Source organism: Ramlibacter sp. AN1133 (genome assembly GCF_037890035.1).
Classification (GTDB): Bacteria; Pseudomonadota; Gammaproteobacteria; order Burkholderiales; family Burkholderiaceae_C; genus Ramlibacter.
Genome location: NZ_JBBKTQ010000013.1, coordinates 36003 through 58918 on the forward strand (window position 1 = coordinate 36003; position 22916 = coordinate 58918).

19 protein-coding genes and 1 tRNA gene are annotated in these 22916 nt (G+C 69.9%); 12 read left to right on the forward strand and 8 right to left on the reverse strand.

Features of this window, described 5'->3' with window-relative positions:
- Positions 1-122: 122 nt before the first annotated feature.
- From WG923_RS18395 to WG923_RS18405, 3 genes are all read left to right on the forward strand, one after another.
- Complete coding sequence (locus WG923_RS18395) at positions 123-1466, forward strand: amidase (RefSeq protein WP_340352441.1); 1344 nt, start codon at positions 123-125, stop codon at positions 1464-1466.
- On the forward strand, positions 1467-2744 hold the full coding sequence (locus tag WG923_RS18400; RefSeq protein WP_340352442.1) for a D-amino acid dehydrogenase: 1278 nt from the start codon (positions 1467-1469) through the stop codon (positions 2742-2744).
- 170 nt (positions 2745-2914) lie between these two features.
- A complete protein-coding gene (locus WG923_RS18405) occupies positions 2915-4354 on the forward strand; it encodes an NAD(P)H-hydrate dehydratase (RefSeq protein ID WP_340352443.1) in 1440 nt (479 codons plus the stop codon).
- A gap of 118 nt (positions 4355-4472) precedes the next feature.
- Here WG923_RS18405 and WG923_RS18410 read toward each other — a convergent pair whose 3' ends face one another.
- Both WG923_RS18410 and rnr read right to left on the reverse strand, forming a co-directional pair.
- The gene (locus WG923_RS18410) at positions 4473-5234 is read right to left on the reverse strand and encodes an SDR family oxidoreductase (RefSeq protein WP_340352444.1); all 762 of its coding nucleotides are present in this window, start codon (positions 5232-5234) and stop codon (positions 4473-4475) included.
- A gap of 24 nt (positions 5235-5258) precedes the next feature.
- A complete protein-coding gene (gene rnr, locus WG923_RS18415) occupies positions 5259-7523 on the reverse strand; it encodes a ribonuclease R (protein WP_340352445.1) in 2265 nt (754 codons plus the stop codon).
- Between the two features lie 18 nt (positions 7524-7541).
- On the opposite strand from rnr, the gene WG923_RS18420 reads away from it, so the two are divergent.
- A tRNA-Leu gene (locus tag WG923_RS18420) sits at positions 7542-7626 on the forward strand.
- 300 nt (positions 7627-7926) lie between these two features.
- Here the strand turns inward: WG923_RS18420 and rimO are convergent.
- A complete protein-coding gene (gene rimO / locus WG923_RS18425) occupies positions 7927-9345 on the reverse strand; it encodes a 30S ribosomal protein S12 methylthiotransferase RimO (protein WP_340352446.1) in 1419 nt (472 codons plus the stop codon).
- Between the two features lie 28 nt (positions 9346-9373).
- Positions 9374-9901 carry a polyhydroxyalkanoate synthesis repressor PhaR gene (gene phaR, locus WG923_RS18430; protein WP_340352447.1) on the reverse strand — a complete coding sequence of 176 codons (528 nt, stop codon included), beginning with the start codon at positions 9899-9901 and terminating at the stop codon, positions 9374-9376.
- 382 nt (positions 9902-10283) lie between these two features.
- Between phaR and WG923_RS18435 the strand changes: the two genes are divergently transcribed.
- Positions 10284-11423: a rhodanese-like domain-containing protein gene (locus WG923_RS18435; RefSeq protein WP_340352448.1), complete on the forward strand. Its 1140-nt coding sequence runs from the start codon at positions 10284-10286 to the stop codon at positions 11421-11423.
- Here the strand turns inward: WG923_RS18435 and WG923_RS18440 are convergent.
- Positions 11353-11823, reverse strand: coding sequence for a hypothetical protein (locus WG923_RS18440; protein WP_340352449.1), 471 nt, complete (start codon positions 11821-11823; stop codon positions 11353-11355). The two genes, WG923_RS18435 and WG923_RS18440, sit on opposite strands and share 71 nt — an antisense overlap.
- A 108-nt stretch (positions 11824-11931) precedes the next feature.
- On the opposite strand from WG923_RS18440, the gene nhaR reads away from it, so the two are divergent.
- The gene (gene nhaR, locus WG923_RS18445) at positions 11932-12876 is read left to right on the forward strand and encodes a transcriptional activator NhaR (RefSeq protein ID WP_340352450.1); all 945 of its coding nucleotides are present in this window, start codon (positions 11932-11934) and stop codon (positions 12874-12876) included.
- Between the two features lie 34 nt (positions 12877-12910).
- On the forward strand, positions 12911-13435 hold the full coding sequence (locus WG923_RS18450; protein ID WP_340352451.1) for a DUF2062 domain-containing protein: 525 nt from the start codon (positions 12911-12913) through the stop codon (positions 13433-13435).
- A 24-nt stretch (positions 13436-13459) separates the two neighbouring features.
- On the opposite strand, the gene WG923_RS18455 is transcribed toward WG923_RS18450, so the two are convergent.
- Together WG923_RS18455 and WG923_RS18460 are read right to left on the reverse strand one after the other, a co-directional pair.
- Positions 13460-13927: a hypothetical protein gene (locus tag WG923_RS18455; protein WP_340352452.1), complete on the reverse strand. Its 468-nt coding sequence runs from the start codon at positions 13925-13927 to the stop codon at positions 13460-13462.
- A 598-nt stretch (positions 13928-14525) separates the two neighbouring features.
- Positions 14526-17321 (reverse strand): ATP-binding protein, encoded by a 2796-nt coding sequence (locus tag WG923_RS18460; RefSeq protein ID WP_340352453.1) that lies wholly within the window; start codon positions 17319-17321, stop codon positions 14526-14528.
- A gap of 196 nt (positions 17322-17517) precedes the next feature.
- On the opposite strand from WG923_RS18460, the gene WG923_RS18465 reads away from it, so the two are divergent.
- The 5 genes from WG923_RS18465 to WG923_RS18485 are packed head-to-tail and all read left to right on the forward strand — an operon-like array spanning position 17518 to position 22130.
- Complete coding sequence (locus WG923_RS18465) at positions 17518-19899, forward strand: S8 family serine peptidase (RefSeq protein ID WP_340352454.1); 2382 nt, start codon at positions 17518-17520, stop codon at positions 19897-19899.
- A gap of 12 nt (positions 19900-19911) precedes the next feature.
- Positions 19912-20946: a radical SAM protein gene (locus WG923_RS18470; RefSeq protein WP_340352455.1), complete on the forward strand. Its 1035-nt coding sequence runs from the start codon at positions 19912-19914 to the stop codon at positions 20944-20946.
- 58 nt (positions 20947-21004) lie between these two features.
- Entirely contained in the window at positions 21005-21250 is a 246-nt protein-coding gene (locus WG923_RS18475; protein WP_340352456.1) for a PqqD family protein, read from the forward strand.
- Positions 21247-21723, forward strand: coding sequence for a hypothetical protein (locus WG923_RS18480; protein WP_340352457.1), 477 nt, complete (start codon positions 21247-21249; stop codon positions 21721-21723). Before WG923_RS18475 ends, WG923_RS18480 begins: the two co-directional genes overlap by 4 nt.
- A gap of 17 nt (positions 21724-21740) precedes the next feature.
- On the forward strand, positions 21741-22130 hold the full coding sequence (locus WG923_RS18485; protein ID WP_340352458.1) for a hypothetical protein: 390 nt from the start codon (positions 21741-21743) through the stop codon (positions 22128-22130).
- Here WG923_RS18485 and WG923_RS18490 read toward each other — a convergent pair.
- A complete protein-coding gene (locus WG923_RS18490) occupies positions 22087-22578 on the reverse strand; it encodes a putative immunity protein (protein WP_340352459.1) in 492 nt (163 codons plus the stop codon). The two genes, WG923_RS18485 and WG923_RS18490, sit on opposite strands and share 44 nt — an antisense overlap.
- Positions 22579-22916: the final 338 nt, after the last annotated feature.

The window sequence follows — 22916 nt, forward strand, 5'->3', positions numbered from 1 at the left end:
TCGAGAGGCGGGATTCGCGATTTGCTTTGCCAGTCGACCTCGCTTGCGCGTGACACCCGGCAAAACCGCGAGATTCTAGCACAGGCCCCCCTTTCCCCGCTCCGACGCCCCGCCCACCCAAGATGCCCCTGCCCGACCTCCACAGCACCCGCGAGCGCCTGCGCCAGGGCCATACCAGCGCCCCCGACGAGCTTCGCGGCGCGGAGGCCGCGGCCCATTCGGGCGCCGCCACCCACGTGTTCCTGAAGACGCGGTTCGACGCAGCGGCGCCCGAGGCGGCGCGGGCCCGGCCCGAGTCGCCCCTGGCGGGCCTGCCGGTGTCGATCAAGGACCTGTTCGACTTCCCCGGCGACGTGACCACTGCCGGCTCGCTGGCCCTGGTGCACGCCGAGCCGGCCCGCACGGAGGCGGCGGCCGTGGCGCGGCTGCGCGCCGCCGGCGGGGTGGTGGTGGGCCGCACCAACATGAGCGAGTTCGCCTTCTCCGGGGTGGGCGTCAATCCGCACTACGGCACGCCGCCGAACCCGTGCGACGCGAAGACGCCGCGCATCCCGGGCGGCTCGACCTCCGGCGGCGCGGTCTCGGTGGCCACGGGCGCCGCGTTCGTCGGCCTGGGCTCGGACACCGGCGGCTCCATCCGCATTCCCGCGGCGCTGTGCGGCATCGTCGGCTTCAAGAACACCGCGCGCCTGACGCCGCTGGAAGGCGCGTACCCGCTGTCTTCCACGCTCGACACGGTATGCGCCATGACGCGCAGCGTGCGCGACGCCGTGCTGGCGCACGAGGTCATCGCCGCGCGCCAGGTCGCGCGCACGGACACGCCGCTGGCCGGCTACCGGCTGGCCGTGGCCACCACCCAGATGCTCGATGGCGTGGACGCCACGGTGGCGCGCGCCTTCGAGCGCACGCTCAGGCGCCTGCGCGACGCCGGCGCCCGCATCGACGAGATCCGGCTGTGGCAGATCCAGGACCTGGGCTCGATCCAGTCCACCGGCGGCTTCGCGGCGGCGGAGAGCTACGCCTGGCACCGCCAGCTGCTCGCCCAGGAAGGCAGCCGCTACGACCCGCGGGTGCGCCTGCGCATCGAGCGCGGCGCGGCGATGAAGGCCTACGAATACATCGAGCTGCAGCGCGCCCGCAATGCGTGGGTGCGCGACGTCGGACAGGCGCTGGCCGGCTTCGACGCCGTGCTGTCGCCCACCGTGCCCGTCGTCGCCCCGCCCGTCGCCGACGTGGCGCCGGGCAGCGAGCGCGACGAGGCCTTCTTCCGGACGAATGCGCTGCTGCTGCGCAACCCCAGCGTGGTGAACATGCTGGACGGCTGCGCCATCTCCCTGCCCTGCCAGGCACCGGACGAACTCCCGGTGGGCCTCATGGCCTGGCACGGGGCCCTGCACGACGACACGATCCTGAACCTCGCGCTCCAGATCGAGAATCTGCTGACAACAACCACTAAAACGAACTGAATGAAGATCGCCATCGTGGGCGCCGGCATCATCGGCGTGACCACAGCGTACGAACTGGCCGCCGACGGCCATGACGTCACCGTGTTCGAGCGCCACGGCGCCGCCGCGCTCGAAACCAGCTTCGCCAATGCGGGCGTGGTCGCCCCCGGGTACGTCACCCCGTGGGCGGGGCCCGGCATGCCGACCAAGGTGGCCCGCTACCTGTTCAGCCGCCACGCACCGGTGCGCGTGTGCTGGCCGGTGGCCGCGCACGAACTTGGCTGGATGATGCGCTGGCGCAGCGCCTGCAACCTCGAGAGTTACCTGGCCAACCGCGCGCGCCTGCAGCGGCTGGCCTTCTACAGCCGCGAGCGCCTGCACCGGGTGACGGAGGACCTGCAGCTCGAATACGACCACAGCCGCGGCTACATGGTGCTGCTGCGTGCGGAGCGCGACCGCAAGATGGTGCAGCCGGGGCTGCAGCTGCTGCGCGAGAGCGGCACCAAGTTCCAGGAGATCGACGCCGCGCGGGCGCGCGAGCTGGAGCCGGCCCTCAATCCCGACACCGAATTCCTCGGCGCGGTGCACCTGCCCGACGACGAGGTGGGCAACTGCCGCCAGTTCGCGCTGCTGCTGAAGAACCAGGCGCAGGCGCTGGGCGCGAAGTTCGAATTCCATTGCGCGATCGCGCCGCTCGATGCGGCGCAGCCGACCACGCTGCGCATCACGCGCGAGGGGGACGCGGCGCCGACCACCAGCGCGCGCTTCGACGCGGTCGTGATCTGCAGCGGACTGGCGTCGGCCACCCTGCTGCGGCCCGTGGGCCTGCGCGTGCCGCTGGCGGCGGTGCACGGCTATTCGATCAGCGCGCCGATCCGCGAACCCCTGAACGCGCCTCGCAGCGGCGTGATGGACGACCGCTACAAGGTCGCGATCTCGCGCCTGGGCAACCGCGTGCGGGTGGCCGGCAGCGCGGAGATCGGCGGCGACCCCAACCGCAAGCGGCCGGCAGCGATCCGCACGCTGTACAAGGTGCTGCAGGACTGGTTTCCCGGCGCGGCGCAGCTGGCCAACACCGGCGCCGCGGTGCAGGAGTGGAAGGGCGCGCGCCCGATGCTGCCCGATGGCCCGCCGGTGCTGGGGGCGACGCATGTGCCAGGCGTGTGGATCAACATCGGCCACGGCTCGAGCGGCTGGGCGCTGGCCTGCGGCAGCGCGCGGGCGGTGGCGGACCTGATGTCGTCGCGGGCGCCGGAGGTGGATCTGGAGGGGCTGGGGGTGGAGCGGCTGGGGGGCTGAGGCTTGGTAGAAGGCGGACAGCCGGACGCGGAGGACGCAAAGGGTACGCAGAGAACGCAAAAGGACATCCAATAATTTGGATTGGTCTTTCTTTTGCGACCTCTGCGTACCCTTTGCGTCCTCTGCGTCCGGTATCTGGTTTTTCTCGGCATGAAGGGCAGAATGGACGCATGCAGCGCGTCACCCCCGACCGCCCCTGGGCTCTCCATGACGTGGCCGCCACGCGGCGGCTCGAACGGGCCGCCGCGGGCGCACTGCCTCCCCACACGCTGATGCAGCGCGCCGGCCTTGCCGTCGCGCGGCTGGCGCTGGCCATTGCGCCGCATGCGCGCACCATCTGGGTTGCGTGCGGGCCGGGCAACAATGGCGGCGACGGGTTCGAGGCCGCGATGCACCTCAAACGCTGGGGCAAGGAGCCGGTCGTGACCTGGCGCGGCGAGGAATCGCGCGCGCCGGAGGATGCTCGCGCTTCGCTGCGGCGGGCGCGCGAGGCGGGCGTGACCTTCGCAGCCGAGGCGCCCGCTGCATGGGACCTGGCCCTCGACGGCCTGCTCGGGATCGGCAGCGCGCGCGCGCCCGAAGGGGCGCTGCTCGCGGACCTCGGGAGGCTGAACGCCGGCAGCGCGCCCGTGCTCGCGATCGACCTGCCTTCGGGGCTGAATGCCGAGACGGGCGCGGCGAGCGCATGCGTGCGCGCGACGCACACGCTCAGCCTGCTGGCCCTCAAGCCGGGCCTGTTCACGCTGCAGGGGCGCGACGCCGCGGGCACCGTCTGGTTCGACGACCTGCAGGTGGATGCCGGCGGCGAGCCCGCGGCGGCCACCCTGTCACCATCTCCTGCCCGCGTCGCCCGGGCACACGCGAGCCACAAGGGCAGCTACGGCGACGTCGCGGTGATCGGCGGCGCCCCCGGCATGGCCGGCGCGGCGCTGCTGGCGGCGCGCGCCGCCCTGCATCACGGTGCCGGGCGCGTGTTCGTCGGCTTCCTGGATCCGGACGCCGGCGCGCTCGATCCGCAGCAGCCGGACCTGATGGTGCGCCCGTGGGAGACGCTGCCTCTCGACGCGATGAGCGTCGCCTGCGGCTGCGGCGGCGGGGAGGCGGTACGGACCGCCCTGCCCCGCGCGATCGGCGCGCGCGCCCTGGTGCTGGATGCCGATGCGCTCAACGCGATCGCGGCGGACCCGCAGCTGCAGGCCCTGCTCGCCGCCCGTGGCGCGCGCGGCGCGGCAACCGTGCTCACGCCGCATCCGCTGGAGGCGGCGCGGCTGCTCGGGCGGAACACGAAGGCGGTACAGGCGGACCGCATCGCATCGGCGCGCGAACTCGCGCGGCGCTTTGCGAGCGTGGTGGTGCTCAAGGGGTCGGGCACCGTGATCGCGTCGCCGCAGGGTGCGGTGCGGATCAACCCGACGGGGAATGCGCGGCTGGCGATCGCGGGGACCGGCGATGTGCTCGCGGGCTGGATCGCGGCGCGGATGGCGAGCGAGGAGGCGTTCGAGGCGGCGAGCGGCGCGGTGTACCTGCACGGGCTGGCCGCGGATCGCTGGCCAGCGGATCGCGCGCTCACCGCGGGCGCGTTGGCTGTCTCGGGCGTTGTGGTCCGGTAGGCTGGTGGTGACGAAGGAACCCCAGCTACGCTGCGCTCGCTGAACGCTGGGGTTCCTGCGTCACCGCCAGCCTACGAAAACCGCACCGCAGCCTACGCAAGCCGCACCGCCGCCAGGCTCAGCCCCGCCCCACGAACGGCATCTTCGTCGCCATCACCGTGTGGAACAGCACGTTCGCTTCCAGCGGCAAGTTCGCCATGTACAGGATCGAGTCGCCCACGATCTTCACGTCCATCAGCGGCTCCACCGCGATCTCGCCATTGGCCTGCGGCACGCCCTTGGCCATGCGCGCGGCCAGGTCCGTCATCGCGTTGCCGATGTCGATCTGCCCCACGGCGATGTTGTAGCGGCGGCCGTCGAGCGACGCGGCCTTGGTCAGGCCCGTGACCGCATGCTTGGTCGCGGTGTACGCGATCGAATGCGGCCGCGGCGCATGCGCCGAGATCGAACCGTTGTTGATGATGCGCCCACCCATCGGGTTCTGCGCCTTCATCACGCGGAAGGCCTGCTGGATGCCGTAGAACATCCCGTTCAGGTTGGTGTCGACGACGCGCTTCCAGTCGGCGACGGCCATGTCCTCCAGCGGCGCGGCGGACAGGCCCATGCCCGCGTTGTTGAACAGCAGGTCGACGCGGCCGAAGGCCTTGACCGTCTCCTGGAACAGCGCCTCGACGGAAGCTGCGTCCGTCACGTCGGTCGGCACCGCCAGCGCGCGCTCCGGCGCCTGCGCCGCCACTTCGTTGAGCTTCTCGAGCCGGCGGCCCGCGACGGCGACCTTCCAGCCGTCGCCCAGCAGCGCTTGCGCGGCCGCGCGGCCGATGCCGGTGCCCCCGCCGGTGACGATCGCGACGCGTGCCGCCGCGGCTTGAGTGCTTGCCATGGGTGTCCCCTTGTGAGTTGCGCGCTAGCGGCGGCTCTTGCGCACGGTGCGGGCCTTCGCCGCCGCCTTCTTGGCCACGGACTTTACCGTGTCGAGCGGCGACTTCGCCTTCTTGCCCGCGGCCGCCTTCTTGGCGGCGCGCTTGGTGGACGCCTTCACCGGGACGCCCTCGCCGCGGGGGGCCACGCCCTTGTCCTTCATGGCGCGGGCCATGAAGTCCTCGTCCTCGCGCACCAGGCGGAAGTCGATCTTGCGGCCGTCCAGGTCGACGCGGCTCACCTGCACGCGCAGGCGCGTGCCGATCGCATAGCGGATGCCCGTGCGCTCGCCGCGCAGTTCCTGGCGGGCTTCGTCGAACTTGAAGTACTCGCCGCCCAGCTCGGTGATGTGCACCAGGCCTTCCACGTACAGGGCGTCGAGCGTGACGAAGATGCCGAAGCTGGTGGCCGCGGTGACGGTGCCCGAGTACTCCTCGCCAAGGTGGTCGCGCATGAACTTGCACTTCAGCCACGCCTCGACGTCGCGGCTGGCCTCGTCGGCGCGCCGTTCGTTGGCGCTGCAATGCAGGCCGGCGGCTTCCCAGGCCTGCACCTCGCGCGAAGGGGCCGGCGGCTTCTTCGCCTTGTGCAGCGTCTTGCCCTGGCCGGCCAGGCGCCGCGCCAGCTTCTCGTGCGCCTCGCCCGGCGTGGGCAGCACGGGCAGCTGGTAGCGCTCGCCGGCCAGGATGGCCTTGATCACGCGGTGCACCAGCAGGTCCGGATAGCGCCGGATCGGGCTGGTGAAGTGGGTGTAGGCGTCGTAGGCCAGGCCGAAGTGGCCGCTGTTGATCGGCGTGTAGATCGCCTGCTGCATCGAGCGCAGCAGCATCGTGTGGATCTGCTGCGAATCGGGCCGGTCCTTGGTGGCTTCGGCGATCTTCTGGAAGTCGCCGGGCTTCGGGTCCTCGCCGATGGTCATGCCCACGCCCAGGGCCTTGAGGTAGTTGCGCAGCAGCTCGCGCTTCTCCGGCGTCGGGCCTTCGTGCACGCGGTACACGCCGGGATGCTCGCCCTGCTGGATGAAATCGGCCGCGCAGACGTTGGCGGCCAGCATGGCCTCCTCGATCAACTTGTGGGCGTCGTTGCGCGTGCGCGGCACGATCTGCTCGATGCGGCCGTTCTCGTCGCAGACGATCTGCGTCTCGGTGGTCTCGAAGTCGACCGCGCCGCGCACGTTGCGCGCCTTCAGCAGCGCGCGGAACACGTCGTGGAGGTTGAGGAAGTGGGGAACCAGATTCTTGCGCTTGATCGCCTCCGGCCCGCGCGTATTGGCCAGGATCGCCGCGACCTCGGTATAGGTCATGCGCGCGTGGCTGTACATCACGGCGGGATAGAACTGGTAGGCGTGGATGTCGCCGCCGGCCGTGACGAGCATGTCGCAAACCATGCACAGGCGATCGACTTCCGGGTTCAGGGAGCACAGGCCGTTCGACAGCTTCTCCGGCAGCATCGGGATGACCCGGCGCGGGAAGTAGACGCTGGTGGCGCGGTCGTAGGCATCGATGTCGATCGCGCTGCCGGTCTCCACGTAGTGGCTCACGTCCGCGATCGCCACCAGCAGGCGCCAGCCCTTGGCGCGCCCCACCTTGGCAGGCTCGCAGTAGACGGCATCGTCGAAGTCGCGCGCGTCCTCGCCGTCGATGGTGACCAGCGGAACGTCCGTCAGGTCCACGCGCTTCTTGCGGTCCGCGGGCCGCACCTTGTCCGGCAGCGAGCGCGCCTGCGCGATGCAGCCTTCGGAGAACTCGTGCGGCACGCCGTACTTGCGCACGGCGATCTCGATTTCCATGCCGGGGTCGTCGATCTCGCCCAGCACTTCCTTCACGCGCCCCACGGGCTGGCCGTACAGGCTCGGCGGCTCGGTGAGCTCCACCACCACGACCTGGCCCGGCTTGGCCGTGCCCGTCGCGCCCTTGGGAATCAGCACGTCCTGGCCGTAGCGCTTGTCTTCGGGGGCCACCAGCCAGACGCCGCTTTCGTGCAGCAGCCGGCCGATGATGGGATGCGGCGGCCGTTCGACGATCTCCACCACGCGGCCTTCGGGCCGGCCCTTGCGGTCGTGGCGCACGATGCGCGCCCGCACGCGGTCGCGGTGCAGCACCGCGCGCATCTCGTTGGGAGGGAGATAGATGTCGGCCTCGCCGTCGTCGCGGACCACGTAACCGTGTCCGTCGCGGTGTCCCTGGATCACGCCCTCGATCTCATCGAGGAGGCCGGTGCCGTTGTTTCGCTCTACGTTTTTGATATACAATCTTGTTTTTCCTGAAATGCCCAGGTGGCGGAATTGGTAGACGCACTAGTTTCAGGTACTAGCGGGTAACTCCGTGGAGGTTCGAGTCCTCTCCTGGGCACCAAACCAAGCCGGCGATGCCGGCTTTTTTGTTGCCCCCCGGGGCCTCGAACGTGTCCGTGGAGCTTCGAGTCCTCTCCTGGGCACCAAACCAAGCCGGCGATGCCGGCTTTCTTGTTTGGGCCCGAAGGATCGCTTCCTCGACGCACCAACTCACGAACCACTGAGCATGATAAGGCCGGCGTCGCCGGCCATGTTGTTTTTGTAGGCTGGTGGTGGAGCGAAGCGAAACCCCAGCGATTCGAGCGCGCAAAGCCGGGGTTCCCTTCGGTCACCACCAGCCTGCGGGGATGCCGCGTATCGATCAGAACGGTTGCGCCACCAGGTCATGGCCGTCCGTGGCCACGATCCGCGCTTGCGTGAAATCGCCCACCGCCATCCGCTTGCTCAGCTTTTGCGGGGGCAGTAGCTTCACGGTGCCGTCGATCTCCGGCGCGTCCGCGTACGAACGGCCGACGCCGCCCTTGCGGCCCAGTGCCGGCGCGGAATCGACCAGCACCTGCATGGTCGCGCCCACGCGGCGCTGCAGCCGCGCCGCCGAGACTTGCTCCGCCACCGCCATGAAACGCGCGCGGCGTTCCTCGCGCACTTCCTGCGGCAGCATGCCGGGAATGTCGTTCGCCGCGGCGCCCTCCACGGCGCTGTAGGCAAAGCAGCCCGCGCGATCGATCTGCGCCTCGCGCAGGAAGTCCAGCAGGTGCTGGAATTCCTCCTCGGTCTCGCCGGGGAAGCCCGCGATGAACGTGCTGCGGATCACGAGCTCGGGGCACATCTCGCGCCAGCGCGCGATGCGCTCGAGGTTCTTCTCGCCGCTGGCCGGCCGCTTCATCCGGCGCAGCACGTCCGGGTGGCTGTGCTGGAACGGCACGTCGAGGTAGGGCAGCACCCTGCCCTGTGCCATCAGCGGGATGACCTCGTCCACATGTGGGTACGGATAGACATAGTGCAAGCGCACCCACGCGCCATGGGGCTCCGCCAGCTCGCCGAGCGCCTGCACCAGTTCCAGCATGCGCGTGCGCACCGGGCGGCCGTCGAAGAAGCCGGTGCGGTACTTGACGTCCACGCCGTAGGCCGAAGTGTCCTGGCTCACCACCAGCAGTTCCTTCACGCCGCCTTCGAACAGCGCCTTCGCTTCCTTGAGCACGTCGCCGATCGGCCGGCTCACCAGGTCCCCGCGCAGCGAGGGAATGATGCAGAAGGTGCAGCGGTGGTTGCAGCCCTCGCTGATCTTGAGATAGGCGTAGTGCTTCGGAGTGAGCTTGATGCCCGCGGGCGGCACGAGGTCGATGAAGGGGTCGTGCGGCCTGGGCAGGTGCGCGTGCACCGCGTCCATCACTTCCTGCGTGGCATGCGGGCCCGTGACGGCCAGCACCGAGGGATGGACCTGCGACACCATGTTGCCGCCGGCCTCGCCCTTGCGCGCGCCCAGGCAGCCGGTGACGATCACCTTGCCGTTGGCCGCCAGGGCCTCGCCGATCGTGTCGAGGCTCTCCTTGACCGCGTCGTCGATGAAGCCGCAGGTGTTGACGATCACCAGGTCCGCGCCCTCGAAGGTCTTGGACGTGGCGTAGCCCTCGGCGCTCAGCTGCGTGAGGATCAGTTCGGAATCGGTCAGGGCCTTCGGGCAGCCGAGGCTGACGAAGCCCACCTTGGGCACGGCAGAGGCAGAGGCAGAGGCAGCGGAATCGGAAAGGGGGGCGCCGGGGGTGGCGATGTCGCTCATCCCCGTATTGTCCCTTGAACGCAAAGACCTATTTCTTGATGCCGAATGAAGCGAGCATCTGCTCGGTGCTTTTCTGCATCTGCTCCTGCATCGTCTCGAACATCGTCTTCGACTGTTCGGCGTAGTTCCCCATCAGGCCCAGCGGGTTCTGCATGCTCATGAACTGCGTCCACATCTCGGGCGTGAAATTCTTCGTCTGCTCCGCGAGCTGCGCCTGCAGGTCGGTGAAGGCCTGCACGTTCTTCTCGAGGTAGCTGCCCATGAAGCCCTGCGCCGCATGGCCGTAGAACCGGATGAGGTTGGCCAGCGCCGCTTCGCTGAACATCGGCGCGCCGCCCGCCTCTTCCTCCAGGATGATCTGCAGCAGGATGCTGCGCGTGAGGTCTTCGTTGGTCTTGGCGTCGCGCACGACGAAGGGCTGCGCCTGCATCACGAGCTGCTTGACTTCGGCCAGCGTGATGTAGGTGGAAGTGTCGGTGTCGTAGAGCCGCCGGTTCGGGTACTTCTTGATGATGCGCTGCGCCGGCTTGGCGCCGCTGGCCTTCTTGCTTGTCACAACGGGGCTCCTCTTCCTCTGGGCGGGTCTGGAGCCCGCGCTGTTGCGTTGCACCATTCTAGGGAAGAGTGGAAACCCGGGGCTCGGGGTTTAACCCTTAGCGCGGGCAAGGCGCCGCATGGAACTGCACAAGAAAATTGTGCACCCTCCGCGCCACGCCGGCGGTGCCGGCCCCGCTGGGATCGCGGGCCCTGGAACGCCCCCGGCCCGCCTCGCACCGCATGGGAAAAATGTACTTCGGCCGCTGCACGCCCACCACGCCGCAGGCCCCTGCCGGCCCGAGTGCCTTGTTTTCGAACGACCTTTTGCTCCTGCCGGACCCGTGGCACGCCGCATGCATAAGTGTTTGCGAATATATCGTGCAGCAACGAGGAGGATCGTCATGAGGAACCCGACCCGGAGCACCATCGCCGTGTGCGTGAGCCTGCTTCTGTGCGCACCCGCGCTGGCCGCCGGCAGCGCGGACGCGCCGACGGGCGCCGTCGCGGCGGCGGCGCCAGCCCACCCGGCCTACTACTCCAGGCAGGTCGACCTGCAGTTCGTCAAGCAATACGCCGTGCTGCCCAGGCCGCAGGGCGTGACCATCGTCGATGCGCGGCCGACCGCACGCAAGTACGACATCGGCCACATCCCCACCGCGATCAACATCCCCGACTCGCAGTTCGACAAGCTCGCGCCCACGCTGCTGCCCAAGGACAAGGGGCAGCTCGTGATCTTCTACTGCGACGGCCCCGAGTGCACCCTCAGCCACAACTCGGCCTACAGGGCGGAGAAACTGGGCTACACGAACGTGCGGGTCTACACGGCGGGCTTTCCCGACTGGATCAAGGCAGGCAACCTGCACGCGGTGAGCGTCGCGCACCTCAAGCAACTGCTGGACGCCAGGACGCCGCTGACGCTGGTGGACGCGCGGCCGAAGGAGCGCAAGTACGACAAGGGCCACATCCCGGGCGCGATCAGCCTGCCGGACTCGCAGTTCGACAAGCTCGCCGCCGAGCGGCTGCCGGCCGACAAGGCCGCCCCGCTGTACTTCTACTGCGACGGCCTCGCGTGCAGCTTGAGCAACGACTCGGCCGAAAAGGCGATCCGGCTCGGCTACACCAATGTCAAGGTGGTGCCCGAAGGCTGGCCCGGCTGGGAGGCGGCCTTTGGCAGCGGCACTGCCGCGGCGGCGGAGCCGAAACTCGAGGCCGGCAAGGAGGCCGGGACGATCACCGTCGCCTCCTTCGAGCAGGTCCTGCGCCAGGCGCCGGGCAGCATCTTCCTCGTCGACGTGCGCAGCGAGAAGGAATTCGCGTCGGGCACCTTCAAGGGCGCGATCAACCTGCCGATCGACACGCTGGACAAGCACATCGACCAGTTGCCGACGGACAGGACGATCGTCTTCTTCTGCGGCGCCGGCGGTCGCAGCGGCGAGGCCCACGACACCGTGAAGGCCGCGCGGCCGCAGCTCAGGACGGTGTTCCTGGACGCCAGGATCCAGTGGGCAGCGGACGGCAGCTACACGATTGCCGGCAAGTAGGGGCCGCACGGGGGCGCGGCGGCGCGGCGGCCGCGGGATGTTCAGGGCGCCGCCGCAGCGCGCGAGCGCGGCCGCTGCCCTGCGCCGGCGATGCGCCACTGCGCCACTGCGCCTCGGCCAGCCGGCCGATGCGGTCGGCGGCGCGGTCGATCGCTTCGTAGGCGTCCGCGCCGATGTCCACCACGGTCGCCTCGGGGGCGCCGTGCAGCTGCACGCGCATGAGGCAATACGCGTCGTGCGGCGCCCGGCGACCGGACGCGTCGCCGATCTTCACCGAGACGTGCGCCACGCAGGCGCTGCGTTGCCGCAGGCAGGCCTGCAGCCGGCGGCGCGCATGGGCAGCCCGGTTGTCTTCGGAGTGCTGTCCCGGCGCCGCGGTGCCGAGGAATCGGATCTGCATGGCCTGCCTCCCTGTGCCGTGGTTCCTGTGGGTACTCCAGGCTGGCCGGGACCGCGCGTAAACTCGATGAGTCGCGCGCGTTCGCTCGAAAAAATCTGATGTCCCGGAATGAACTACAAGCACCTCCACTATTTCATGCAGGTGGCCGAGACGGGCAGCGTGGCGGCCGCCGGCCGCCAGCTGCACCTGACGCCGCAGACCATCAGCGGCCAGATCCAGTTGCTGGCCGACCGGCTGGGAGGCCCGCTGTTCGAGAAGGTCGGGCGGCGCCTGGTGCTGACCGACACCGGGCAGCTCGCCCTGGACTATGCGCAGGAGATCTTCTCGCTCGGCTCGGAGCTGGAGGCCGCGGTGCGGGAGAAGGCGCGCCAGGGCCGCACGGTGGAGTTCCGGGTCGGCGTGGCCGACGCCGTGCCCAAGTCGATTGCCTACCACCTGGTGGAGCCGGCCCTGTCGGTCAAGGAACCGCTGCGCATCGTCTGCCGCGAATGGCGCCTGGAGCGGCTGCTGTCGGAACTGGCCGTGCACACGCTGGACCTGGTGATCGCCGACGCGCCCCTGCCGCCCAGCGTGAACGTCAAGGCCTTCAGCCATCGGCTGGGGAGCTCCCGGATCGGCGTCTTCGCGGCGCCGGCCCTCAAGCGCCGCACGCGCAAGCCATTCCCGGAGTGCCTCGACGGCGGCCCGGTGCTGATGCCGGGCGAGGATTCGGCGGTGGGGCAGCGCCTGCGCGTCTGGTTCAAGTCGCAGGGCCTGCATCCGCGCATCGTCGCCGAGTTCGACGACAGCGCACTGGCGCAGGAGTTCGGCCGCCAGGGCGTGGGCTACCTGCTCGCGCCGCAGGTGCTGGCACCGGAGATCGCCTCGCGCCTGCAGGTGGAGCACGTGGGCACGATCGAGGAGGTCGAGGAGCAGTTCTACGCCATCTCGGTGCAGCGCCGCATCACCCATCCCTGCGTGGTGGCCATCACCCGCGCCGCGCGCGGCGAGCTGTTCCAGCCGGCGGCGCAGGCCAGGCGTTCCCCTGCGGGCGCACGGCGCAAGGCCGCATGACGGCGCGCGTCGACACCACTGCAGGAGGCCGCCGATGAAGAGACTGCGTGACTGGATGCCCAGCGCCGAAACCATCCGCGCCAACCGCTGGCTGCGCTGGCTGGGGCCCGCCCTGCAGCAGCCGCGGCTGTGGCACGTGAGCCGGCGCGGCGTCGCGCTGGGCATGGCGCTGGGCTTCTTCTTCGGCCTGCTGATCCCGCTGGCGCAGATCCCGCTGAGCGCGGCGGCCGCCGTGGCCCTGCGCGCCAACGTCCCGGCCGCGGTGGCCAGCACGCTGGTGACCAACCCCCTGACCTTCGGCCCGGTCTACTACGCTGCCTGGCGGGTGGGCAGTGCCCTGCTCGGCGAGCCGGACGGCGCGCCCGCCGCGCCTGCCGAGGCCCCCGCCGCCGACGAGAACTGGTGGCGGGCGACCACGCGGCGGATCCTGGGCGTCGGCAAGCCGCTCCTGCTGGGGCTGACGGTCCTCGCCACCGGCGTCGGCATCGCGACCTACTTCCTGGTGTCGGCGGCCTGGAGGGTGGCCGTGCTGTGGAAGCGGCACCGGCGGCGGCGCTGAGTCCGGGCGGCCGGCGCCGGAACTTCAGGAACCGCGGCCCACGCGGTCCCGCATGATGGCACCCACCACCATGGCATCGGTCACGCCCCACTGGCTTTGCAGCGATGCATAGACGAGGCGCTCGTCCGGGGTGACGCAGCCATCGGCGGTGATCACGGCCGCGGACAGGCGGCACAGGTCCAGGCGCAGGTCCGGGTCCGCGACGGCCTGCTGCAGCGCCAGCAGGCGCGTGCGATCGCTCAGGCGCAGCCGCCGGGTCTGGCTCAGGGGCCGGCCGATCTCGTCAACGGCCTGCTCTGCCAGCCGCAGGAAGGGGCCGCGCCGGATCCCCAGTCGCCGGAATGCCCGCAGGCGGTCCAGTTCCGCGACCTCACGGGGGTCCACGCGACCGTTGGCGGACACCACGATGGCAAGCAAGGAGGCAGCGGCCTCGGAGGCCGGCGGCACCGTCGAAGGCATCTTCATCTCCCTGGTGGCTGCATTCGTCGCCACTGTAGTTCCAGCGGCGTGCGGAGGGAATTCGAATCTTCGGCGCCGATGCATCGAAGAAATCTGCGGTTCATGCGCACGCGGGGGGCTCGCGCGCGCGACAGTCCCTGCGCCCGGCCGGCCTTGCCCGGGGTCACGCGCCGGGGCCGGGCGTGTCTGCGAGTGGAATCAAGTTCGATCATCGTCAACTCGAAGACCCCCTCGATCACGGAGATCGTTGTCCCGGAGAGGCTGGGGGGTCGCGGCTGCTGGCGAGCGCATTCACGAAGTCTCCAGCCCAGGCAAGAGCGCTGGGGGGGGCGATGCTCCGCGCGCAACACTGCCTCGGGATGAGCGCCTGATTTCCGTCGGTCCTCGTGAATCCGGCAGAGGGCCTCCCTCCTGGCAGCGCGCCCAACCCCTCAAGAGCGCTGACGCAGTGCTGGAGTCGATCGGCTGGTCAGTTCGCCAAGTCGATCTTGAGGGCCCCGCTCGGACAACTGCCTGAGACAGCGAGTGGGGCCAGGAAGATGGCTGGCGAGCCAAGGCGGCAAAGCCCCCGCAGGCGTGGCCGCCTCCAAGCCGTCGGAGCGGGAAACACCGCTGCGGCCTCAGGCTCCGGTCAGGAGCAGGCAGCAGCGGGCTCCAACAGCACGGGTTGCCAGAAGCGCACGCCGGTGGCTTGCGCGTGCTGGTGCAGGCGCGCCTCGCGGTCGCCGGCATCGGGCAGGCCTGCGGCGCGAGCCACCCGGCAGGCCAGGGCCTCGAAGTACGGCACCACCAGGGTCGAGCCCGTCGCGCGGTAGCGATCGACGGCGTCGTCGATCAGCGCGATCCCCTCCTGCGGCGACTGCAGGCCGACCAGCCAGCCGCCGATCGCCTGCGCCCAGGCGATCCAGTACTGGAAGTTGTGCTGGTTGCCCAGCCGCAGGGCTTCGGCCGCGTGGTGCGCGGCGCGTTCCGTATCGCCGCACAACTGCGCCACCGACGCGGCGAAGCAGGACGCGTAGCAGACGCTGAACACGTGCCGCTCCGAGCGCGCGTGTTCGAGCGCGGCGTCGGCGCGCGCGCGCGCGCCGGCGGCGTCGCCGTCGACGGCGTCCATCCAGGCGAGGTAGGCCATGGCGAACATCACCGGATCAGTCGCGTAGTGCGCGGTGTGACCCGCGTCACGAACCGGGTCGTAGAGCGACAGGACCTCGAGCAGCGATCTCCTGGCGGACGAGAAGTCGCCGCGGTAGAAGGCCGGCAGCGCCTTGCACCGCAGTGCCACGAGCAACAGCGTTTCGCGGCGCTCGCGCTCCGGCTCGCTACGCGCCGTGGCGACGAGGCGCTCGGCCACCGCGTCCGCCGTGGAGAGGTCGCTGCGCAGCAGGTGCATGTTGTGCAGGCCGCGTTCCACCTCGAATTCCACGTCCGAGGTCCCCGTGACGCTGCAAAGCTGCATCGCGCGCGCGTAGATCACTTCGAGCTCGGGGGTCGTCCACCCGGAGATCGCGATGAGCGGCGCGGTGATCCGCCGCAGCAATTCGAGCTCGAGCCGGTCGCTATCGGTCGGTTCTTCCAGGGCCAGGTTGCCGCAGTCGCCGAGCGCGCTGCGCAGGTGCGCCAGCGCTTCCACGTAGGCGGACCTCTGCATCGCACGCTCCTGCGCGCGCAGCCAGTACTCGATGGCTCCCCGGTAGTTGCCGCCCAGCGAATGGTGCGTGGCGAGCAGTTCGGGCATGGAATCCTCGATCTTCAGGATCCCGGCCCGCGCCAGCTCGGCGACCCTGCGGTGCCAACGGGCCCGCTCCGACTTCAAAAGAGTGTGGTACGCCGTGTCGCGCAGCAGCGCGTGCCGGAATTCGAACCAGGCGTTCGGGGGTTCGCCCAGTTGCACCAGCACGCGTGCTCGCACCAGCGCCGACAAGGCCGTGACCAGGGCGTCGTCGTCGAGCCCCAGCAGCGCCTGGAGCTGGCGGTACTCGAAACCGCGCCCGAACACCGACGCGCACAGCGCCACGGTGCGGCCGGCGCCGAGCGTGTCCAGCGCGCCCATCAGCGAATCACGCAGCGTGATCGGGATGCCGTCCGCGCCCGCCTGCCTGGCACTCATCGCCCGTACGAACTCCTCGATGAACAGCGGCACGCCGTCGGCCTGCTCCACGATCTGGGCAAGTTCCAGCGCGGTCAGCGGCCGCGGCGCGTCGATCCCTCGCGCCAGCGAAGCGGCGTCGCCGGGGCTCAGGCGCTCCAGGGTCTCGACGTGCAGCCGCCCGGCGGACGCCAGCACTTCGTGCGGCGGCTCGCGCGAGGTCATCACGATGGCCAGCAGCGAGCGCGGCGGCTCGGCGAGCAGCTCGGCGAGGAATTCGACGGTCATGGAGTCCGCCCAGTGCAGGTCCTCGATGAGAAGTGCGCCCGCCGAAGTGCCACCCCACAACGCGGCGCGAAGTTCCTGGAAGATGCGGCGTCGCCGGTCGTAGGGAGTGAGGTCCGCGCTGGCTCCCGCGGGATCGAGAGCAGGCCCCGCGGCCTCCAGCTCGTGGACCCAGGCGCGGAAAGGGTCCAGCGGCGACAGCTGGCCGTACGCGCTGCACGCGACCTGGACCCATTGCAGGGGGGCTGCTGCCTCCGGTGCGACGATCAGTTCGCGGACCACGCGACTCTTGCCGACGCCAGCCTCGCCGCACACGAACAACGCCGCCGCCCCGCCGCCGTCGTCGTCGCGCAGGACCTTGGCAAGCCTTTCCAGCGTGCCCTGCCGACCCACGAGGCCACTGGCCGACAAGGGACGCCGCGATTCCAGGTCGCGGGGGACGTGCACCACGCAGAACGCCTGCACCTGGCCGAAGTCTGCCCGCTCCGGCAACCGGTCGAGGGCGCGCAACGTGATGGTGGGTGGCAGCAAGGCGGCCGTGCTCTCGCTGATGATCACCTCCCCGGGGCGGCCCATCGCCTGCAACCGCGCGGCGATGTTGGGAACGGCGCCGAGCGCACCATCGCTCTCGTGGCTCTCGCGCCCGACGACGTCGCCGACGACGGCCAGGCCGGTGTGCAGGCCGATGCGCGACTGCAATGGCGGGCCCGTGCGCGATCCGGCGGCGTCGGGCACGTTGAGTTCCGCGATGGTGCGCGACAGCTCCCACGCCGCGGCGACTGCGCGCAGCGCATCGTCTTCCGCCGCCCGGGGGTAGCCGAAGTACACGAGGACGCCGTCGCCGACATAGCGCGAGATGAAGCCCCGCCAGCGCCGGACCACGCGCGCGCAGGCATCGCGGTAGCCGCTGACCGCCTCGGTGAAATCCTCGGCATCCAGTTCAAGCGACAAGCGCGTCGATCCGACCAGGTCGCAGAACATGACGGTGAGCTGGCGGCGCTCCACCGAAGGCCGTGCGCCGCCTTCGAGGCCTGCTTCCCCATTGGCGACGGGCATGCGCGCGCCGCATTCGGCGCAGAACTTCGCACTGCGGGGCGACTCCACACCGCAAGCCGGGCACGCCACTCCGCCCTGTACGCCAGCCGACCCACGCGGCATCCACGCCCTCCAGTCAACCCTCCCTTTGAATGAGGAGGCTCTTCTAAGCCGGCGCAGACCGGCCTACGATCCAGTGTAAAGCGAGGGCGTCCAAGTGTCCATTTACAGCATCCGCGCTCGAGCGGGCATGGGGCCGAGTGTCGAATCCCGGTTCGACGCCCGTGTGGGCCGTGTTGCGCCCAGTGCGCAGGCCGAGGCGGCGGCGCAGCCGCAAGCGCGCGCGCAAGCCTCGGGCTTCATCGAATTCGATGGCGAGAAGCCGTGGGAATACCTTCAGGCGCTGCTCGCGGTCATGTACGGGGAGCCGCCCGGATTCGGGCTGCTGTACCGGCTGTTCGGCGCCTCCCTGCACCAGGTTCCACTGGCGTGGCGGCAGATCCGCGAGATCCGCTACCTGACCACGGATCCCGCTTGCGGCGTCGCGCTGCCGATGCGCGACTTCATGCCCCCGTCCGATGCATCGGTCTCGCAGGCCGGGCGGCGCGCGGCGCTGGAAGCAGCCATCGCACGGCTGGAGCGTCTCAAGAACGGCGCCTTGCCCCGTGCGCGTCGCATCGCCCTCACGGTGGACTTCGCCATGGACACGGTCGCCGGCGAACTGCACTCGGCCCTGAGCGAGCCGCAGCAACCGAAGAACATTCAACGGCTGCTCTTCGGCGGAACCAGGCCGGTGGGCCCCGTTCGGGAATTCGTTGCCGGAATGGCCGGAGCCCGGCGATTCCATGCACAGAAGCTTGGCCTGTCGGGCACCTTGCGCCCGCAGCTTGGCCAGGCGATGCGCCTGTTGCACGAGCCACCCCTCCCCGAAGCGGGCCCGCTCGACTACGGCGTCCAGGAAACGGGACTCGGCACGATCATCGGCATCATCGATTTCGGCTGCGACTTCGCGCATCCCAGCTTCAGAACCGACCCCCAGGGAACCGGGTCGCGCATCCTCGCGCTGTGGGACCAGAACGAAGGACAAGGCGGCCGGCCGCCGGTGGTCACCGTCGAGGGCCAGGACATCCAGTTCGGCTACGGCCGGATGTTCACGCGAGAAGACATCGAAGCTGCTCTGCGCGATTGGCAGGCCAACGCGCCGGCGGACAAGGAAAAGCCGTACCAAGTCCTCCAGTACGACCCGGACCTGCATCACTACACGGCCAAGCCGCCGGGCGCGCCAGGAGGGCCCTTGGGTGCGCACGGCACCTTCGTGATGGAAGTGGCGGCAGGCTGCCGCCGCAGCGTGGGCGTGGCGGCCGGCGCCCCCCAGCCGAGCGGTGTGGCATCCGATGCCGACATCGTGTTCGTCCAGGTGCGCAACGCCTCCGGGCCGGGGCGCCGCGGTCTCGACTGGAACGATGTCCTCGACGCGATCGCCTTCGTGTTCCACATGGCCGACCAGACGCAGCGACCGTGCGTCGTGAACCTGAGCCTGAACACGATGAGCGGGCCGCACGACGGCGACGGATTCTTCGACCGGACGGTCTCGCGCTTGCTGCGCAGCGGCAGCGCCGGACCGGAAGCGCGGGGCCGCGCAGTGGTGATCGCTGCCGGCAACCTTCCGGACAACTCCGTGCAGACGGTGCGCTGGCAACACCTGAGGGACACCGTCACGGCCGGGTCCGGCATGCTGTTTCACTGGTGCATGGCGGCCAAGGATCCGACGCGCAACTCCGTCGAGATCTGGTACGACGCGACCGACGCATGGCTGCAGGCGACCCTGACATCGCCGGACGGCGAAACCCTCGGACCGGTCGGGCCCGGCGAGGTCGTCGACGTGATGGAGGGCGACCAGCCCTGCGGATGCGTCGTGGGCTCGCGCCTTGCGCCGGCGGAGGGTGCAACGGGCGCTACCGCGCCCGAGGAGACTGCGGCGGTACCCGGACGCCACGTCATCCTGTTGCAGCTCGATGCGGCCGTCGCCCGGCCAACCCACTGGCAGGTGCGGCTGGAGCTGGCGCCCAACGCGCCCGCGGCGGCCAGGGTTTCCTTCGATGCCTGGCTGGAGCGCGACGACGACGGGCCCTCGGGCCTCAGCCGCACCAACCCGCCGGGACAGCGGGTGGACCCCAGGGACTTTCCGTGCACGGTCGGAACACTTTCCTGCGGCGAGGATGCGATCGTCGTCGGGGCCTACAGCACCTTCGCGAACGAACCCGCGCCATGGGGTCTCTCCGGGCGCGGGCCCAACCGGCGCGGCACCATCCGGAAACCGGACCTCTCGGCCCCAGGGCATTTCGTGACGCTCGTGCGCTCGCGGTGCGGCAGCGAGCCGAGCCCGCTGGCGTATATCACCGGCACGAGCGTCGCAGCGCCATTCGTCACCGGCACGATTGCGTGCATCTACCAGCGCGATCCAAGCGCGACCCTGGCGAAGGTCCGCGACGCACTGGTCACGAAGGCACGGCCACTGCCCCGCACGGCCCCCGGGTGGCAGGACGACCTGGGCCACGGCTGCCTCTTTCCGCCGGACGTGCTCGCCTGCTTTCCCTGACAAAGCTTCGCCATGCACCCTGCCTTCACCTTCCTCGCCCCGTCCGCGCCGGGCCATGCGAACCCGGGGCCCCTCGAACGCCCGATGAAGACCACGCTCGTCATCACGGAGCAGTGCAACCTGGACTGCCGCCTGTGCTACGGTCGCTGCCACGAGCCCAAGCCGCGCGCGGAACTCTCCATCGAGGAGTGGCGCCGCATCGTCGACGAGCTGGCCGCCAGCGGCGTGATCTGGCTCTACATCGAAGGCGGCGAGCCCTTCCTGAAGCCGGGTTTCGTGGAGCTCCTGGCCGAGAACACGCCGCGCATGTTCACGATGGTCCGCACGCACGGGACGCTGATCGACGATGTCCTCGCCGCCCGCCTGAAGGCCATCGACGTGGGGATCGTGCTGGTGGATCTGTGGGGCGCCAGTGCGGCGACGCACGAGGCGCTGACCGGCACGCCCGGCAGTTTCGAGCGCACCGTCGCCGGCATGCGCCGACTCGTGTCCGCCGGCATCGAGACGCACGCCTTGTGCATCCTGAACCGCCGCAACGTGCACGAACTGCAGGCCTGGTGCGATCTGGTCGGATCGCTCGGCGCGAGCGCGGCGGGCGTGCTGCGGTTGTATCCCCTGGGCGGCGTGAAGCCGCAGTGGGGGGAACTGGCGCTTTCACTCGACGAGATGACGGCAGCGGTGTCGGGGCTGCGGGCTCCACCGGGGTTGCGCATCATGCAGTCCTGGCATCCGCGCAACGCCAACTGCTGCTGGCAGATGTCGGCCATCAATTCCTTCGGCGACTCCATCGGCTGCGCCTACCTGCGCGAGTACGTGGACTTCGGCAACGTGCTGCAACAGCCCTTCCTGCAAACGTGGAAGCACCCGCTGGGGGTCGAACTGCGCAGCGGCCGCGTCGAACGCAGTTGCACCTCCTGCGCAGGGACTCAGTCGTCGCATGGCGGTTGCAGATCGACCGCGTATGCCTTCCACGGGCGCTTCAGTGCGCCGGATCCATTCGATCTCGAGCTGAACGATGGCATCGATCTCACCACTCTGCCGCGCTGACCGCCTGGTACGCCGAGCCGACCTGGTGGTGCGGCCGATTCCGGAGATCCGGATGTGCATGGTCTATCGCCCCCGGCCCGCGCGTGTCGTGACGCTGAATACGGCCAGCTGGCTGCTGTTCGAGGCGTGCAACGGGGGCACCGTCGCCGAGATCGAGGCGGCCATCCTGCGGGTGCAGGCGGGCACGCCGCGGGCCCTGGCCGCGAAGGAGGTCCTTGCGGGACTGCAGCAGCTCCTGGACCTCGCACTGGTCGAACCCTGCCCGGAGCAGCCGGGGATAAGCAACGAAGGAGCGACGACATGAACGAAACGGAACTTTCCCGGATCGCGCAGCTTGCGCAAGCAGGCGGCGCGCCACGCGCCCGCGCGCTCGAACCCGAGGTGCGTTCGGGTGCAAGCTTCACCTTCGACCCCGTGGATCCCGGCCCCGTCGCCTGGCCTCGCTTCAAGGTGGTGTGGTTCTTCACCGTGGCGCCGGCGCAGCGGGCCAGCTTCGCGCTCAAGGTCGCAGCGTTCGAAAGTTCGGCGCCCGCCCTGCCCGCCGGCGTGAACTATCTCGGCACGTACTCGGTCACGATCTCCGGGGTGGCGCCCGATTTCGAATACCGGATGGTGTGGGGGCTGGACAACCTTGCCGCCCTGCAGGCGTTGAACGATCTCCTGCACGGGGCGCCGGCCCTGCTGCGCAGCTGCCTCGACCTGATCTCCCAGCTGCCGGCCATGCGCACCGAGATCATGGGGCGAACGGTCGGCTCCGCGAAGCTCACCGCCGGCTGAGCGCCTCGGCAGCGTTCGTGAACCCCAGCTTCACGTTCGAGCCGCCGGATGGCGGGGGACCTTTCTGGCCACGATTCGAGGCGGTGTGGTTCTTCACCGTCCCGCCCTCGAATCGCGCCACCTTCGAGCTGAGGATCGCGGCACTCGAGAGTGCGGCCCTGCAGACCGGTCCTGGCGTGCTTTATCAGGGCACATACACGGTGACCGCCTCCGGGCTGGCGCCCGCGTTCGAATACCGGATGGTCTGGGGGCTGGAGAGCCTGGCCGCGGTCCAGGAGCTCAACAACATGCTCCATGCGGCACCGCCGATGCTGCGCGGGTGCCTGGAACTGATCTCGCAAATGCCCGTGATGCGCGCGGAGATCATGGGCCGAACGGCCGGCGGGATGATGCTGACGGTGGGATAAGCCGCGCTCCCGCCAGCCTCGCCAGTTCCTCCACCTGCCACCGGAACTCCCCCTCGAACGCCGACCGGTCCATCACCGCCGAGCCCGAATAGGCGTACACCGCCGCATACGCGCCGTAGCCGGCCGCATCCAGCGCGCGCCCGGCAAGCGCATTCGCCACGGCATTCGTCGCGGAAACCGCCGCGTGGGCCGCTCCGTCGAGCGAGCGGGAGCCGGGATGGCTGCGTGCCACGGCCTCCACCTCCCGGCGGGCCGCGAGGAAGGTCGACGCGTCGCACCGGCCTTCCACGAAAGCCTGCAGCACGCCCACCGCCGCCACGGCGCGGGGATCTTCCAGCAGGTGCACCACCCGCCGCGCACAGGCGAGGCCGAACGCGAGCCGAAGGTCCGCGCTCTCGTCGTCCATCAAGCGGACGGCGGCAGCAAGCGCATCGAGTTCCTCGTTCATGGCGCCTCCAGCAAGCGGACGTTGCAGCTTACCGTGGCCGCCGCCAACGAAAAAAGGCCTGGAAATCCGGAGCCGGATTTCCAGGCCTTTGCATCTGGTAGGCGCGATTGGACTCGAACCAAGAAAAATGGGAATCAAGGGGGTTAAACGGGGTGAAGATCGTCGGTGTTCAGAGGGAAGGCCCCCACCGCGTCCCCATCAGTCCCCACATTTGTCCCCGGATTTGTCCCCAGTGTAGAGCTGGCGCGACGTTCACCGGCACAGCGCCGAACACCAATGGGCCCTGGCCCTGGACGATTGCCAGCGTCGCTCCTCACCTCAAGACTACCTCCCTTTCA

Excerpts from the sequence above, each read along its gene's own strand:
- WG923_RS18395 (WP_340352441.1), top strand. The coding sequence starts at position 123 with ATGCCCCTGCCCGACCTCCACAGCACCCGCGAGCGCCTGCGCCAGGGC.
- WG923_RS18400 (WP_340352442.1), top strand. The coding sequence starts at position 1,467 with ATGAAGATCGCCATCGTGGGCGCCGGCATCATCGGCGTGACCACAGCG.
- WG923_RS18405 (WP_340352443.1), top strand. The coding sequence starts at position 2,915 with ATGCAGCGCGTCACCCCCGACCGCCCCTGGGCTCTCCATGACGTGGCC.
- WG923_RS18410 (WP_340352444.1), bottom strand. The coding sequence starts at position 5,234 with ATGGCAAGCACTCAAGCCGCGGCGGCACGCGTCGCGATCGTCACCGGC.
- rimO (WP_340352446.1), bottom strand. The coding sequence starts at position 9,345 with ATGAGCGACATCGCCACCCCCGGCGCCCCCCTTTCCGATTCCGCTGCC.
- WG923_RS18435 (WP_340352448.1), top strand. The coding sequence starts at position 10,284 with ATGAGGAACCCGACCCGGAGCACCATCGCCGTGTGCGTGAGCCTGCTT.
- WG923_RS18440 (WP_340352449.1), bottom strand. The coding sequence starts at position 11,823 with ATGCAGATCCGATTCCTCGGCACCGCGGCGCCGGGACAGCACTCCGAA.
- nhaR (WP_340352450.1), top strand. The coding sequence starts at position 11,932 with ATGAACTACAAGCACCTCCACTATTTCATGCAGGTGGCCGAGACGGGC.
- WG923_RS18450 (WP_340352451.1), top strand. The coding sequence starts at position 12,911 with ATGAAGAGACTGCGTGACTGGATGCCCAGCGCCGAAACCATCCGCGCC.
- WG923_RS18460 (WP_340352453.1), bottom strand. The coding sequence starts at position 17,321 with ATGCCCGTCGCCAATGGGGAAGCAGGCCTCGAAGGCGGCGCACGGCCT.
- WG923_RS18470 (WP_340352455.1), top strand. The coding sequence starts at position 19,912 with ATGCACCCTGCCTTCACCTTCCTCGCCCCGTCCGCGCCGGGCCATGCG.
- WG923_RS18475 (WP_340352456.1), top strand. The coding sequence starts at position 21,005 with ATGGTCTATCGCCCCCGGCCCGCGCGTGTCGTGACGCTGAATACGGCC.
- WG923_RS18480 (WP_340352457.1), top strand. The coding sequence starts at position 21,247 with ATGAACGAAACGGAACTTTCCCGGATCGCGCAGCTTGCGCAAGCAGGC.
- WG923_RS18490 (WP_340352459.1), bottom strand. The coding sequence starts at position 22,578 with ATGAACGAGGAACTCGATGCGCTTGCTGCCGCCGTCCGCTTGATGGAC.